Below are 14,497 nucleotides of genomic sequence, written 5' to 3'. Positions count from 1 at the left end.
ATCACTTCTTAAAAGATAATGAGAAAGCTTTTATTTAAAACATCACTAACTGTTGCGGCGGCAGTAGCCACAACTTTGGTTTTTGGCCAGGAGGAAGCTCCTGGCTTCAATAAAACAACCGTAGCCGGCAAAGTATATATCCAACAAATCAACACTATTGCCAACAAGGCTGCAATTAAGAAGGCCTTTCAAACCATTGTAGATATGCAGCCGCAAACCTTGCAGGATCACATGCTGCTTACTGAGATACCTGCGCCTCCTTACAAAGAAATGCAGCGGGCTAAAAAGTACGCGGAGATGCTAAAAGCAGCCGGTGCCGATTCGGTTTGGATTGATAACGTAGGCAATGTAATTGCACGGCGTAAAGGCAAAGGCGGCGGCAAAAAGGTTGTAGTGTTGGAAGGGCACCTGGATACGGTGTTCCCCGAAGGCACAGATGTGAAAATTAAGCATAAAGGCGACACACTGTATGCGCCCGGTATTGCTGATGATACCCGCGCCCTGGCCGTAGTATTAACCGTGCTGAAAACGGTAGAAAAGGAAAATATCGAAACCGATGCTGATGTGCTGTTTATTGGCGCCGTAGGCGAGGAGGGCCCTGGCGACTTGCGTGGCGTGAAGAACCTGTTTAGTAATAAAGGCCCCGGTAAGATTGATGCCTACATTGCCGTTGATGGAACCGGTATGGACCGTATTGTACACCGTGGTTTGGGCTCACATCGTTACCGTATCACCTTTAAAGGGCCTGGCGGGCATTCATCAGGTGCCTTTGGGCTGGTTAACCCGCATAATGCTTTGGGCCGTGCTATACACTACTGGGCTTTAGATGCCGATAAACTTTCGCGCCAACCCGGTGAGCGCGTAACCTACAATGTGGGTGTTATAGGCGGCGGTACTTCTGTAAATTCAATTCCGTTTGAATCTTGGATGGAAGTAGACATGCGTTCGGAAAGTCCCGAGCGTGTAGCCGGTATTGATAAGCTGTTGCAGGATGCCGTGCAACGCGCCCTGAAAGAAGAAAACCAGATGAAACGTATGGGGCCAGATTTAACTGTTGACGTAAAAATGGTAGGTGACCGCCCATCGGGTGTTGAGGACCCGGCTACTCCTTTTGTGCAGCGTGCTATTGCCGCTACCAGTTATTTTAATACCGGTGCTATACTGGGCGTTGGCTCAACCAATGCTAACATTCCTATTGCCAAGGGCGTTCCGGCCGTTACTATTGGCAGTGGAGGTAAATCGGGCGGTGCACACGCACTGAACGAATGGTTTTTGGACGATAAAGGATACCAGGCAACGCAAAGAGCATTGTTATTGTTAGTGGCCGAGGCCGGCATAGCAGCCAAATAAGCATTTTAAAACAATCGTGAATAGAAAAGAGACTAGCGCTGGCTGGTCTTTTTTATTTGCGACAGGGCTTGTTTCAATGCTTGCTTATTGGTCACGCATTAATAAGCACACTAAACATAAACATTTGCCGGCTTGTTACTGTTCAACAATAAAGCCTGTATTATGATAGTTACTATGGAACAAGCTGCCGATTGGCAGGATATTATAGCCTACCGGGCTATGGCCACGCCACACGATCCATCAGAAGAAAGCCTGGCCGATGATGATGACGATGCATTTGACGATGAGATGCAGGACGAAGAAGATCTGTATGAACTACGCGTAAATGAGGACTCTAAGGAATTAGACCCGGCAGATGATGACCACTTACCGAATGAAGTGTTACCTAAATAAGTCTTTGCCGCTTATATATCTATTACGTCCTTTTTCTTTTTAGTGCGAAGCTTTTTAGGTATAAAGTGTAGTATCTCATTCTTTAAGGCTTCAATAATACGGCGTTTTAGAAAGTTGCGTTGTATCACAATACTAACTTCACGGGCCGGTTCAGGCGCTTTAAAATAGCGTATCCGGTCCATCTGCTTTTCATTCAGATCGTCTAAAGCCAATTCGGGTAAAATGGTGGCGCCGTTATTCTGATCTACCATCCGTTTCAATGTATCTACGCTCCCGGTATTATATTCAAAGTGCTGAAAGCCTTTGGTTGATTTGCGCCGCTGGCAAATATTTAATACCTGTTCGCGCATGCAATGGCCCTCATCCAATACCCACAACTCTTCTACGTCAATATCCTCCGGACTAATGTTTTTCTTTTTGTAAAGCTTACTGGCTTTGGAAGTATAGGCTACAAAATTCTCGTAAAATACCGGTATTTCAGTCAGCGCGTTTTCATGTAGCGGGGTAGAAAGAATACCGCAATCAATTACGCCCATTTTTAATTGCTGGATAATCTGCTCGGTATTTTGTTCCCAAACAACCAACTTAACCTGCGGGTACTTTTCAATAAAACGGGTAATAATTCGGGGTAACAGGTAAGGGGCAATGGTTGGGATAATGCCAATCTTCAGATCGCCCGACAGCTCCTTTTGCCGGTCGGTGACAATTTCTTTAATCTTATAGCTCTCGGCCAGCATTACGCGGGCCTGAGCTATAATTTCGGCTCCAACCTCGGTAGCCGAAATGGGCTGACGCGCGCGATCAAATATTTTTACTCCCAGCATGTCTTCCAGCTTCTGCACCTGCATACTTAGGGTAGGCTGTGTAACAAAGCACTTTTCGGCAGCTAGTATAAAACTCTTATAAGTATCTACGGCTACTATGTATTCAAGCTGAGTAATGGTCATAGATGATTTTGATTGACGTGATAAATATCTATCAATAAAATCTATTGGCAAAATCTTTATAAAAAAAGGCGATCAGAATGTGATCGCCTTTTAGATTATTCTACCGTAACCGATTTGGCCAGGTTACGTGGCTGGTCAACGTTACAGCCACGCATTACGGCAATATGGTAAGCCAGTAATTGCAGCGGTATAGTGGCCAGTAAAGGCACAAAAGGCTCGGCGGTTGGTGGTATTTCAATTACATAGTCGGCCATGCTTTTTACCTCGGTATCTCCTTCGGTTACGATAGCTATAATATGGCCGCCACGCGCTTTTACCTCCTGTATGTTGCTAATCACCTTCTCATAAGATGAATGCTTGGTTGCAATTACCACAACCGGCATGTCTTCGTCAATTAAGGCGATAGGGCCGTGTTTCATTTCAGCAGCAGGATAACCCTCGGCATGTATGTAAGAGATCTCCTTAAGCTTTAAAGCGCCCTCCAGGGCCACCGGGAACGAACTGCCTCTGCCCAGGAACAAGCAGTTGTTGCTGTTCTTAAACTTTTCGGCTATTTTCTCAATATGCTCATTAGCTTTAAGTGCACGTTCAACCAGTTCAGGTATCTCATCAAGCTCTGTTAACAGTTCGACCAGTTTGTTGCGGGTTATAGCGCCACGTTGCTGTGCAATGTAAAACGCTATGAGCGTTAAAACACTTACCTGTGCCGTAAATGCCTTGGTTGACGCTACGCCAATCTCAGGACCAGCGTGCGTGTATACACCCGCGTGTGTAATACGTGGAATAGAAGCACCCACCACGTTGCAAATTCCGAATATAGTAGCGCCTTTCTCCTTTGCTAGCTCAATTGCGGCCATGGTATCGGCTGTTTCACCCGACTGCGAGATAGCAATCACCAAGTCCTTCTCGCTGATAATGGGGTTCCGATATCTGAATTCAGAAGCATACTCTACCTCAACAGGTACACGTGCATACTCCTCAATTAAATATTCGCCCACCAAGCCCGCATGCCATGAGGTACCACAGGCAACAATGATGATGCGATCTACGTTTTTCAGCTTATCTGTGTATTCCTTTATACCGCCCAGTTGTACTTTGCCTTGGGTTGGATAGATGCGGCCGCGCATACAATCGCGTATAGAACGGGGTTGCTCGTAAATTTCTTTGAGCATAAAGTGTTCATAACCGCCTTTTTCCAGCATTTCGAGCTGTAGCTCGAGGTGTTGTATATATGGCGTTTGAACGGTGTTGTCAATGTTCTTAATCAGCAGATCATTGCGGCGTATGTAAGCAATCTCATTATCATTTAAGTAGATTACATTTTTAGTGTACTCTACAATAGGCGTAGCATCTGAGGCTATAAAGTACTCCCCTTCGCCAACACCAATTACCATGGGGCTGCCTTTGCGTGCTGCAATAAGCTGATCGGGCTCATCGGCACTCATAATTACAATAGCATAAGCACCTACCACCTTGTTAAGCGCAATACGCACAGCTTCGCGCAGTTCAAGGCCGGTTTCCTGCTGTATGTCTTCAATAAAATGAATCAGTACTTCAGTATCGGTATCGCTTTTAAAAATGTGGCCTTTGGCTAGCAGGGTCTCTTTAATTACCGCATAGTTTTCAATAATACCGTTGTGTATGATAGAAAGCTTACGGTTGCCCGATGAGTGAGGGTGTGAGTTACGGTCACTTGGCGCACCGTGTGTGGCCCAGCGTGTATGGCCCATGCCCAATGAGCCCTTCATTTCAATACCTTTAACGAAGTCTTCGAGGTCGCTAACCTTACCGGTCTTTTTATAAACCTTTAAGTCTTTATCCAGCAACGCTACACCGGCGCTGTCATATCCCCGGTACTCCAACCGGTGCAGGCCTTTGATTATAATAGGGTAGGCGTCTCTATAGCCTACGTAACCTACAATTCCGCACATAAAAAGAGTTTAATATAATGTGTAAACAGCTAAAATGGTATGCTGTAAAAGCAAAGTTACCGCTAATGTTTCAAATTTACTATGGCATAAAAAATCCCCGTTGTGCGGGGATTTTTTATGCCATAGTTATTATCAGTATAACTTAGTTGTTCTTGGTATAAATAACGTTGAGCTTAATCCTGTACGGCGAGCTCTTGTCGCTGCCTACCGCTATAGTTCTGCCAGCTGTGGCTATGGTTGGCGCTACATCAACCACCCCAACAGAAAGGCGGTTTGTGACGTCGATTGTGCCTACATACAGGCCCTCATTCTCAAGTTTGCCTTTGAGCAAGTCTTGAAGGTAACCAGTCAGTAAGAAGTGATACTCTTTTTTATCGCTTCTGTACTCGCCGCCAAAAGCAGCCGCACTGAAAAAGCGGGCGTCGAGCGGTGTAAGGCCGCTTGTTGAGCTATAAGTAGCATTAGCATCAGGCACCCGTTGCCGTTGCTTGGCTAAATCTAACCTGTACAACGTTAATAAGGGTTGCGGCGCAAAAGGAATATCTGTACCTGGCTTGGCCGTAATGACCAGCTCGGCCCGGTTAATGGCTATGGTGTTGAGGTCAACCCCCGCACCAAGCATCGTTTTTACGTTAGGGAAGGTAAGTTTTGCACGCAAGCCGGCTAAGCCCTGTAAATAGAACACGTCGTTAGACGTGGTACTGCTGATGGCACTTTTAACCTCAGCTGAATAATTTCTTAAATCGGCATACTTATTTCTTACCTCTGCAGCGCTTACGTTAAAAGGCAGCGTTACTACACCCGTATCAAGTGCCCCGGCATTGTTTACGCGGTAATACACTTTTACACTGCTCGAGTCGAGGTTTACCATCATCGTACCACCAATCTCAGAAGCTTGGCTGCGTTCAAGATCAAGGTATATGCCATTAGTCGCATTCTGAAAGGCGGTGTTGGAGGTAACGGCTGTAGGCGTGTTAAACAGGAAGCCGGGGATAAACGTTTTGTTTAACGGAACTCTTATGTGTGCAGCAATATTCTTAAGCGTGTCCTTACCGCCTTTTACAATTTGAGTAACCTTAATTTTTGTATTAGGGCGCGCATTAAAAATGCCTGTTCTGGCCGGATCATTTAATAAGGTGGTCTTTACTTTCCATTCTTTGTTGGCATAATAAAGCTGACTGGGACTGGGCTTTTCATCCAGCTGGTATACATTAACTTTATACCTTGAGTTTAACGTATCTCCGTAAAAACCCTGTGTATACCGTAGCTCCATAATTACCGAATCGGTAGTAATAGTGCCTGTGGGTACCGTATACGATGCCGCAGCCGTTGGTAAATTAAGGCTGCTAGCAATATTGGCATCAGTAAGTCCTAAAGCCGGGTCGTTAAACGAGGCTAGCGGAGTTTGGGCTGGGTTTGATGCAGTTGATACGTTATCGGTATCCGTTTTTACCACGATATTATCATAAACCAGCAAGGAGCCATTCAGTTGCTGATCGCCCACCGGGAGACCAACTTCATTCTGATTTTTACAGCTACCTAAAATAAAAAGACTTATCAACAAGGTTAATAAGTCTAGTCTTATAAATTTCATATTTACTTTCAAATCTTATGCAACGTTCACCAATTCGTCGTTGGTAATTTCGTCGTAAAAATTGTAATAATTTTCGAAATCAGCAGTCGAATTAAATTCTAAAACCGGTTTTTGGCTGTTTTTAACATAATTTAACACTTCAGTGTCAATAGTTTCGCTTGCCAACACTACCGCATCACTGTACTGTACAGCACCTTGGTGAAGGGCATTGTTAGTGCCTGGTTTAAATAACTCAGTGTTTTGCTCGGTCATGTCGCTCATTACTGCTTTTTGGGCAAATTCAGCATTTAAAACGTCTGTAAAGGCGTTTTCATATATAGAATAAACTACCTTTGAGTGTTTAAAAGTAGGATCATCCTTATAAGTGGTTTTCAGGTAAGCCGGCACAAGGGCACTCATCCAACCGTGGCAATGTACCACATCTGGCGACCAGCCTAACTTTTTAACCGTTTCCAGTGCGCCTTTGCAAAAGAAAATCATGCGCTCATCGTTATCGGCGTAAAATTTACCGTCTTTGTCGCCAAACACATGCTTGCGTTGAAAGTACTCCTCGTTATCCAGAAAATACACCTGCATACGGGCCGCAGGTATTGATGCTACTTTAATAATTAAAGGATTGTCATTGTCATTAATAATGATATTCATTCCCGACAAACGTATCACTTCATGCAGCCTGTTCCGGCGCTCATTAATGTTCCCGAAACGCGGCATCAGGATGCGAATTTCAAAACCCTTATCCTGCATAGCCTGGGGCAGCTGGCGGGTTATTTCAGAAATTTTGGTGAGTTCAAGGAAGGGAGACATTTCATGAGTTATGAACAAAAGCTTAGATTTACCCATCTCTGTATCAAAATTAAGTTATATGTAAGAAGTCAAAAAAAATTTTTGAGTGTGCAAATATACACATTATCTTATGAACTATCAATGAATTATGCAAGTACTTTTGGTTTTCATAAAGTAATTACACACCTTTGCCCACTTTTTTTAATTATACAATAGTTGAAAATTTTTACCACCAAAAACGAGGTTAGCCAATACCTGCATCAGCTGAAAAGTGCTGGTAAAACTGTTGGTTTTGTGCCCACTATGGGTGCTTTGCACCAGGGGCACCTCTCCTTACTGGCGCAGGCGCAGCAGCAGGCCAGCGTAGTTGTTTGCAGCATCTTTGTGAACCCCACGCAGTTTAACGACCCTAAAGACCTCGACAAATATCCGCGCCCTATTGAAGCCGATATTCAAAAATTAGAGCAGGCCGGTTGCGATGTTCTGTTTAATCCGGCTGTTACAGAAATGTATGCCGACAATGAAAACTGGCATTTGGATATAGGCGAACTGGAGCATCTGCTGGAAGGCAAGTTTAGGCCAGGGCATTACCAAGGTGTAATGCAGGTTGTGCATAAACTGTTCGATATTGTAAAGCCCGACCTTGCCTTTTTCGGTCAGAAAGACTACCAGCAGGTTATGGTAATAAGCCGTATGATTAGCCTACTTGGGCTGCCGGTTAAACTGGTAATGTGCCCTATTGAGCGTGAGGCCGATGGTTTGGCCATGAGTTCACGCAATATCCACTTAACGGCCGATGACCGGTTGCATTCACTCGTTCTATCCAAAGCGTTAATACAGGCAAAGACAGGTTTTGACGGTGGCGAGGCTTTAACAAATATCCAGCAGCAAGCCGCCGATCTGATTAGCCATGAACCTGGTACACAATTGGAATATTTTGAGATAGCTGATGGTGAAACATTGCGTGAAGCTAACAGCAGTAGCAACAGCATAGTGGCGTTGGTTGCCGCCAGGGTAGGCAATACCCGGCTCATTGATAATGTGATAATACGGTGATAACGTGCTGTTATTTTTAATTACTAACTTTGCTTTATGATTATTGAGGTGTTAAAATCCAAAATTCATCGTGCTAAGGTAACGCAGGCCGAGCTTAACTATGTAGGCAGCATTACAATTGATGAGGATTTGATAGAGGCGGCAAATATTATCCCGAACGAGAAGGTGCAGATTGTGAACAATAATAACGGTGCACGCTTTGAAACTTATGTAATAAAAGGCGAGCGGGGAAGCGGTACGATATGCTTAAACGGCGCTACAGCACGTTTAGCGGCGGTGGGCGATATTGTGATTATTATGTCATACGCATACATGGAAATGGACGAGGCCCGCAAGTACGAACCAATTTTAGTTTTTCCTGATACAGATAATAAATTAATTCGATAGATTAGGAGCCCCAATCTATTTGAATTAAAACCAATGAAGTATATATTAGCCGTATGCTGTTTGTTTACAGCAACTTTGTGTCTGGCTCAAAAAGCAAAAACCCAACAAGTATTTTACTTCCGCAACGATGGTACTAAGGTGCCCCTGGTTGATAGTGCCGATTTTATCCGCGCCGTTAGCCTACCCGATTCTGGGTCTACCTTATTTGGTATTACCGATTTTTACCGCAACAGCAAGCCCAAAATGATGGGTAAGTCATCTACCATTGATCCGCCGACATTTGAAGGCCAGGCGGTAACTTACTACAGTAACGGTAAGCGCGAATCGGTTTTAACTTATACCCAGGGAGCTTTGATAGGCACTGGGTTCCTGTTTTATCCCAACGGTAAACTGCATGCCACGCTGGAGTATGACACAACCGCCACTAAATCTCCTGAAGAAAAAGTAAGAATTGTAAGCTGCATGGATACCACAAGTGCCGCACTGGTTACCGATGGTAATGGCCGTTATGTGGATTACAACATGTTAACAGGTGCCATAAGTGAAGAGGGCCCGGTAAAAAACGGCCATCCTGATGGAGAATGGCACGGCGGCTACCCCAGCGAAAAAGTTACCTACACCGACCTTTACCGCGATGGCAAATTCGTTTCAGGCTATTGCGTTACGGGGACCGGTACGCGGTATACTTACACCAGCCGGCAGCAATCTCCGGAGTTTAAAGGCGGCGATGCAGCCTTTATAGCCTACATCAAAAAGAAGTTTAAATACCCGGCAACGCTCAAAAACAAATCAAGCATAGGTGTTATGTCTTTTATGGTTGATAAGACAGGCAAGGTAAGCAACGGTCGCTTTTTAGGTAACATTACACCTGAGATCAATAAGATCATAACTACTGCAATCAATAGTTCGCCAAACTGGAAACCGGCTATCCGTAATGGTTTGCCCATTAACTCCTCATGGATAGTTTCTACTACTTTCGGTACGCCGGCCAAGGGAGCTAAGTAAAATTTGTATGTTTAGTAAAGCTTAAGATGAAATACTTACTTGTAGGTTTCCTGATAATGAGCTGCATGGCAGCGAGTGCACAGCGCCAAAATGTATATTTCTTTAAGAACAACGGCAGGCAGGTAACACAACGCGATAGCGCCGATTATACCCGCGTAGTACGCGAACCCGACTCTGGCTCCGTGCTGTACAAGGTTTTGGAGTATTACCTTGATGGCAGGCCACGGCGTATGGCCCTTTCTTCGGCTATAGAACCGATAAAACTGGAAGGTGCTTGCATAGAATATTATGATAACGGCAAGCGCAAAAGTGTACTAAATTATAGTAAAGGCGCATTAGCAGGCGAGCAGTTTCACTACTACCGTAACGGCAACCTGGCCGAAACCCGGGAGTATGCCGCTGTTGACAAATCAAAAGCGCTCTCTGAGCAGGTATATCTTATTATGGCCTTTAATGACTCCTTAGGAAAGGCGCTCGTAACCAATGGCAACGGGCGGTATAAAAAAATAGAAGGTGGTACTAAACCCAAGGTAAGCGAGGGAGAACTAAAGAAAGGCCTTAAAGATGGTGAGTGGAAAATTAGTGTTAACCGCGACAGTTTGTTGCTTACCGAAACTTATAAGGAAGGTAAATTGGTAAGCGGGATGGCTCAATTGGCTAACGGCCAAAGCTATACATATACTAAATCAGAAGCGTTACCACAGTTTGAAGGCGGAACGCCGGCGTTTAACAAGTTTCTCAGTAAGAATTTACGTTACCCGAGTGAAGCAATCAGCAAGCGTATACAGGGCCGGGTAAATGTTACCTTTGTGGTTGAAACCGACGGTACGCTGAATGACGTGAGAGCTGTAGGCGGTTCTCCTAATCCTTTATTGGCTGCAGAAGCAATAAGAGTTATTAAAGAAAGTCCAAAATGGATCCCTGGCGTACAGTACGGGCGAAATGTTCGTGTTAAGTACACCGTACCCATTGTATTCAACTTGCCTTAAGTTAACTTGTTAACGTGTCAATGAGCGCTTATATTAAATGTGAAATTTTTAAAACAGATACCTTATATTCTCCTATCTTTGCATCCCGACGCTGAAGTCGGGTTTTTTGTTTTCAGCGCATAGAATTAGAGGTGCAGGGTTGATGGCTTATAGTTCATAGGATGTAGCAAAACGCTATGAACCATGACCGTTAACTGTGAACTAAACATATAACAGCTAAATACTACTATGCCCAGAGATACTTCCATAAAATCGGTGCTGATTATCGGATCAGGCCCTATCATCATTGGTCAGGCTTGCGAGTTTGACTACGCCGGTTCACAAGCCGCGCTTTCGTTGAAAGACGAAGGCATTGAAGTTTCCATTATCAACAGCAATCCGGCAACTATCATGACCGATAAGGTTATTGCCGATAACGTGTACCTGCTGCCTTTAACCTGCGAAAGTTTAGAAAAAATTCTGAGCGAACAGCACATAGATGCCGTGTTGCCTACTATGGGCGGCCAAACAGCGCTTAATCTTTGTATTGAAGCTTCGGAGCGTGGTATTTGGGAGAAGTATGGCGTTAAAGTGGTTGGTGTTGATGTGGCCGCTATCGAAAAAACAGAGAACCGCGAGGCTTTCCGCCAGTTAATGGTCGACATTAACGTAGGCGTGGCCAAATCAAAAATTGCCAACTCATTTTTAGAGGGTAAAGAAGCTGCGCAGGAAATCGGCTTTCCGCTGGTTATACGCCCAAGCTATACGCTGGGTGGTAAAGGCGCAGGCTTTGTACACAAAAAAGAAGATTTTGATGCAGCCCTGAGCCGCGGTTTACAGGCATCGCCAACGCACGAGGTTTTGGTGGAGCAGGCCGTGTTGGGCTGGAAAGAATACGAACTGGAGTTGCTGCGTGATAACCGCGATAACGTGATCATCATCTGTTCTATAGAGAACTTTGACCCGATGGGTATCCACACCGGCGACTCAATAACCGTAGCTCCAGCCATGACGCTGAGCGACCGCTGCTACCAGGAAATGCGCAACCAGGCTATTAAGATGATGCGCGCCATTGGTAATTTTGCCGGTGGTTGTAACGTGCAATTTTCGGTTAACCCGGCTAACGAGGAGATTATTGCTATCGAGATTAACCCACGGGTATCGCGTTCATCTGCCCTGGCCTCAAAAGCAACAGGTTACCCAATTGCTAAAATTGCTGCCAAACTGGCCATTGGTTACAACTTGGATGAGGTAGAGAACCAGATCACCAAAACCACCTCGGCTTATTTTGAACCAACGCTCGATTATGTGATCGTTAAAATTCCTCGCTGGAACTTTGATAAGTTTAAAGGTGCCAACCGTGAGCTGGGCCTGCAAATGAAATCGGTAGGTGAGGTAATGGGCATTGGCCGCAGCTTTATTGAAGCGCTGCAAAAAGCTTGTCAGAGTTTGGAGATAGGTCGCGCAGGCTTAGGAGCCGATGGCCGCCAGAGCCGCAACCTGGACGAGATCATGCACAGCCTCGAGCATCCAAGCTGGGACAGGTTGTTTCACGTATATGATGCACTGAGCCTGGGTGTACCAATTGAATCGGTACGCAAAGCCACCAAGATAGACCGCTGGTTTTTAAACCAAATACAGGAAATAGTGAACCTGGAAGCCGAACTGCGCCGCTACTCGGTAAATAACATTCCTGAAGATATTTTGCTTACCGTTAAGCAAAAAGGTTTCTCAGACGTGCAGATTGCCTGGATATTAGGGGTTAACACCACCGAAGAAGAAGTTTACCAACGCCGCAAGGCCCTAGGCATTAACCGGGTCTATAAAATGGTAGATACCTGTGCTGCGGAGTTTCAGGCTCAAACGCCATACTATTACTCTACCTACGAGGGCGAGAATGAATCCGTCCCAACTGATAAAAAGAAAATCATTGTATTAGGCTCCGGCCCTAACCGTATTGGACAGGGTATTGAGTTTGACTACAGTTGTGTGCATGGCTTGTTAGCTGCCGAAGAGTCGGGCTATGAGGCTATCATGATCAACTGTAACCCCGAAACGGTATCAACTGACTTTAACATGGCCGATAAGCTATACTTTGAGCCGGTGTTTTGGGAGCATGTACGTGAGATTATAGAATTGGAAAAACCGGAAGGTGTGATTGTGCAGCTAGGCGGCCAAACTGCGCTTAAAATGGCTGAAAAGCTGCATGAGCACGGTATCAAGATCATTGGTACATCTTACAACGATATGGATATTGCCGAAGACCGCGGCCGTTTCTCTGACCTGTTGAAAGACCTTGATATTCCTTACCCGCTGTATGGGGTAGCCGAAAGTGCCGAAGAGGCAATTGAAGTAGCTCATCAGGTAGGGTACCCTGTATTGGTACGCCCGAGCTATGTATTAGGCGGCCAGGGCATGAGTATTGTAATTAATGACGAAGACCTGGAACGTGCTGTTGTTAATCTGTTAAAAGCGCTGCCAGGTAACCGTGTGCTTATTGACCACTTCCTGGATCGTGCCGCAGAGGCCGAGTCTGATTCGATATGCGATGGCGAGAATGTACACATCATTGGTATGATGGAGCATATTGAGCCCGCCGGTATTCACTCAGGCGATTCATTTGCCGTGTTGCCACCGTTTGATTTATCCGAAACCGTGCTGCAGCAAATGGAAGAGTACTCGGTTAAGATAGCTAAGGCGTTAAATGTAAAAGGTTTACTAAACATTCAGTTTGCCATTAAGAACGATAAGGTTTACGTAATTGAAGCCAATCCGCGTGCATCCCGTACAGTGCCGTTTATTGCCAAGGCGTATGATGTACCCTACATCAACATTGCAGCCAAGGTAATGATGGGCGTAAACAAGCTTACCGATTTCAACATTGAGCGCAAGCTGAAAGGCTACGCCATTAAAGAACCGGTATTCTCATTCGATAAGTTCCCTGAGGTAAGCAAGGAGTTAGGGCCCGAAATGAAATCGACAGGAGAAGCCATCCGCTTTATCCCTGATCTACAGGACCCCTATTTCAGACACCTGTACAAAGAGAAATCAATGTATTTGAGCAGGTAAGCTTTAGATAAAAAGACTAATTGACTAAGGACAAAGGATGAAAATTCTTTGTCCTTTTTTACGAGGAAAAAATTTCAAGTGCGCAAAAGGATAACTGCCTTTTGAGAAGATCTTTGAATATTTACCAATGTTCTCCAATCTCTCTTGTTGTCAATAAAATAACTGTCATCGTTCGGAACACCGTCTTTGTCTAAGTCGCCATTGTCGAAAGTTGTCGAATACTCACAAAACAAGAACGATTAAAGTGCTATGCTTTAAATCCGGTTTTACTTATTCACCATTAATCCATACACCTCAAACAGCAACCGCCGTTTAGGATCTGTTTTAACGTTATGCTGCTTTTTGCCAACAACGGTATCGCCGGCCAGTTGCTGCTGGTCATCGGCTATAAATTGCTTGGTGGCTATACCCGATATTATAACCTCACGGCCTTTAATAGCCGATGGCAGAACAACTTTGTAATTCCGGAAGCGCGCACTGATAGTGCGGCCGTTACCGGCATCAAGAGTAAACCAGCCGCCTTTTTCGTGCGTTACTTTAACTACCTTACCTATAATAGCAGCGCTGGTACGCGTGCGTTTGCCCATAAAGCTTTCCAGCTCCGATGCCGGCATCAGGCTCACCGTACTCGGCTTGTTGCCAAACACCATCCCATGTGGTAGTGGTGTTCGATTTTGCCCATTTACGTTTAATGATGTAATGAGCAGGATGAACAGACTGTATACAACGTATCTCATTTAAATTAACCTCTTCAAAACAACAATAATTGGTTGTCATGGTTTCGGACAATTAGGTTATCGCTTTGATATTACAGCGTTTTTACAAAGCAATTGGCTAAGTGCAGCGTGTTAACAAAATTTAACACTTATGTTTACGCAATGCCGCGTACGGTTTGTTTATTTGCAGCATATTGCCGCATTAACTATAATGCGGCTTACTCCGGCTTTTTATTTATCTTAATGTTATAAAAGACCAGCCGCCACCGTACGGGTAAAAGCACTATTAAATTTAAAT

Annotated in this window: 12 protein-coding genes; 7 read left to right on the top strand and 5 right to left on the bottom strand. The window is 44.8% G+C overall.

The annotated features are described in order from the left end of the window. The first annotated feature begins 18 nt into the window (after nt 1-18). A complete protein-coding gene (locus ABDD94_RS21115; RefSeq protein ID WP_345953894.1) occupies nt 19-1,350 on the top strand; it encodes a M20/M25/M40 family metallo-hydrolase in 1,332 nt (443 codons plus the stop codon). Nucleotides 1,351-1,512: 162 nt separating this feature from the next. Then, a complete protein-coding gene (locus ABDD94_RS21110; RefSeq protein ID WP_345950119.1) occupies nt 1,513-1,743 on the top strand; it encodes a hypothetical protein in 231 nt (76 codons plus the stop codon). An 11-nt stretch (nt 1,744-1,754) separates the two neighbouring features. Here ABDD94_RS21110 and ABDD94_RS21105 read toward each other — a convergent pair whose 3' ends face one another. The 4 genes from ABDD94_RS21105 to ABDD94_RS21090 form a co-directional block, all read right to left on the bottom strand. Beyond that, nucleotides 1,755-2,690 carry a LysR substrate-binding domain-containing protein gene (locus ABDD94_RS21105; protein ID WP_345953893.1) on the bottom strand — a complete coding sequence of 312 codons (936 nt, stop codon included), beginning with the start codon at nt 2,688-2,690 and terminating at the stop codon, nt 1,755-1,757. A 95-nt stretch (nt 2,691-2,785) separates the two neighbouring features. Then, the gene (gene glmS, locus ABDD94_RS21100; RefSeq protein WP_345953892.1) at nt 2,786-4,621 is read right to left on the bottom strand and encodes a glutamine--fructose-6-phosphate transaminase (isomerizing); all 1,836 of its coding nucleotides are present in this window, start codon (nt 4,619-4,621) and stop codon (nt 2,786-2,788) included. A gap of 142 nt (nt 4,622-4,763) precedes the next feature. After that, a complete protein-coding gene (locus ABDD94_RS21095) occupies nt 4,764-6,215 on the bottom strand; it encodes a hypothetical protein (RefSeq protein WP_345953891.1) in 1,452 nt (483 codons plus the stop codon). A 15-nt stretch (nt 6,216-6,230) separates the two neighbouring features. Then, the gene (locus ABDD94_RS21090; protein WP_345950123.1) at nt 6,231-7,055 is read right to left on the bottom strand and encodes a glycogen/starch synthase; all 825 of its coding nucleotides are present in this window, start codon (nt 7,053-7,055) and stop codon (nt 6,231-6,233) included. 159 nt (nt 7,056-7,214) lie between these two features. Here ABDD94_RS21090 and panC point away from each other — a divergent pair, with 159 nt between their 5' ends. The 5 genes from panC to carB all read left to right on the top strand — a co-directional run bounded on the left by panC (nt 7,215) and on the right by carB (nt 13,483). Next, nucleotides 7,215-8,054: a pantoate--beta-alanine ligase gene (gene panC / locus ABDD94_RS21085; RefSeq protein ID WP_345953890.1), complete on the top strand. Its 840-nt coding sequence runs from the start codon at nt 7,215-7,217 to the stop codon at nt 8,052-8,054. A 36-nt stretch (nt 8,055-8,090) separates the two neighbouring features. Then, entirely contained in the window at nt 8,091-8,441 is a 351-nt protein-coding gene (panD, locus tag ABDD94_RS21080) for an aspartate 1-decarboxylase (protein ID WP_345950125.1), read from the top strand. A gap of 33 nt (nt 8,442-8,474) precedes the next feature. Beyond that, nucleotides 8,475-9,446, top strand: a complete 972-nt coding sequence (locus ABDD94_RS21075) for a hypothetical protein (RefSeq protein ID WP_345953889.1) — start codon at nt 8,475-8,477, stop codon at nt 9,444-9,446. Nucleotides 9,447-9,472: 26 nt separating this feature from the next. Then, on the top strand, nt 9,473-10,435 hold the full coding sequence (locus tag ABDD94_RS21070; protein WP_345953888.1) for a TonB family protein: 963 nt from the start codon (nt 9,473-9,475) through the stop codon (nt 10,433-10,435). 228 nt (nt 10,436-10,663) lie between these two features. Further along, nucleotides 10,664-13,483 carry a carbamoyl-phosphate synthase large subunit gene (gene carB, locus ABDD94_RS21065; RefSeq protein WP_345953887.1) on the top strand — a complete coding sequence of 940 codons (2,820 nt, stop codon included), beginning with the start codon at nt 10,664-10,666 and terminating at the stop codon, nt 13,481-13,483. Between the two features lie 266 nt (nt 13,484-13,749). On the opposite strand, the gene ABDD94_RS21060 is transcribed toward carB, so the two are convergent. Further along, nucleotides 13,750-14,220, bottom strand: a complete 471-nt coding sequence (locus tag ABDD94_RS21060) for a DUF4920 domain-containing protein (RefSeq protein WP_345953886.1) — start codon at nt 14,218-14,220, stop codon at nt 13,750-13,752. Between the last annotated feature and the right edge of the window lie 277 nt (nt 14,221-14,497).

The sequence above is a fragment of the Mucilaginibacter sp. PAMB04168 genome (assembly GCF_039634365.2).
GTDB lineage: Bacteria > Bacteroidota > Bacteroidia > Sphingobacteriales > Sphingobacteriaceae > Mucilaginibacter.
This window is presented reverse-complemented; position numbering and strand designations above follow the sequence as displayed.

What these genes read in the sequence shown, in the direction of transcription:
- glmS (WP_345953892.1), bottom strand. Translation starts at nt 4,621, where the DNA reads ATGTGCGGAATTGTAGGTTACGTAGGCTATAGAGACGCCTACCCTATT.
- ABDD94_RS21090 (WP_345950123.1), bottom strand. Translation starts at nt 7,055, where the DNA reads ATGGGTAAATCTAAGCTTTTGTTCATAACTCATGAAATGTCTCCCTTC.
- ABDD94_RS21110 (WP_345950119.1), top strand. Translation starts at nt 1,513, where the DNA reads ATGATAGTTACTATGGAACAAGCTGCCGATTGGCAGGATATTATAGCC.
- ABDD94_RS21115 (WP_345953894.1), top strand. Translation starts at nt 19, where the DNA reads ATGAGAAAGCTTTTATTTAAAACATCACTAACTGTTGCGGCGGCAGTA.
- ABDD94_RS21075 (WP_345953889.1), top strand. Translation starts at nt 8,475, where the DNA reads ATGAAGTATATATTAGCCGTATGCTGTTTGTTTACAGCAACTTTGTGT.
- ABDD94_RS21070 (WP_345953888.1), top strand. Translation starts at nt 9,473, where the DNA reads ATGAAATACTTACTTGTAGGTTTCCTGATAATGAGCTGCATGGCAGCG.
- carB (WP_345953887.1), top strand. Translation starts at nt 10,664, where the DNA reads ATGCCCAGAGATACTTCCATAAAATCGGTGCTGATTATCGGATCAGGC.
- ABDD94_RS21095 (WP_345953891.1), bottom strand. Translation starts at nt 6,215, where the DNA reads ATGAAATTTATAAGACTAGACTTATTAACCTTGTTGATAAGTCTTTTT.
- ABDD94_RS21060 (WP_345953886.1), bottom strand. Translation starts at nt 14,220, where the DNA reads ATGAGATACGTTGTATACAGTCTGTTCATCCTGCTCATTACATCATTA.
- ABDD94_RS21105 (WP_345953893.1), bottom strand. Translation starts at nt 2,690, where the DNA reads ATGACCATTACTCAGCTTGAATACATAGTAGCCGTAGATACTTATAAG.
- panD (WP_345950125.1), top strand. Translation starts at nt 8,091, where the DNA reads ATGATTATTGAGGTGTTAAAATCCAAAATTCATCGTGCTAAGGTAACG.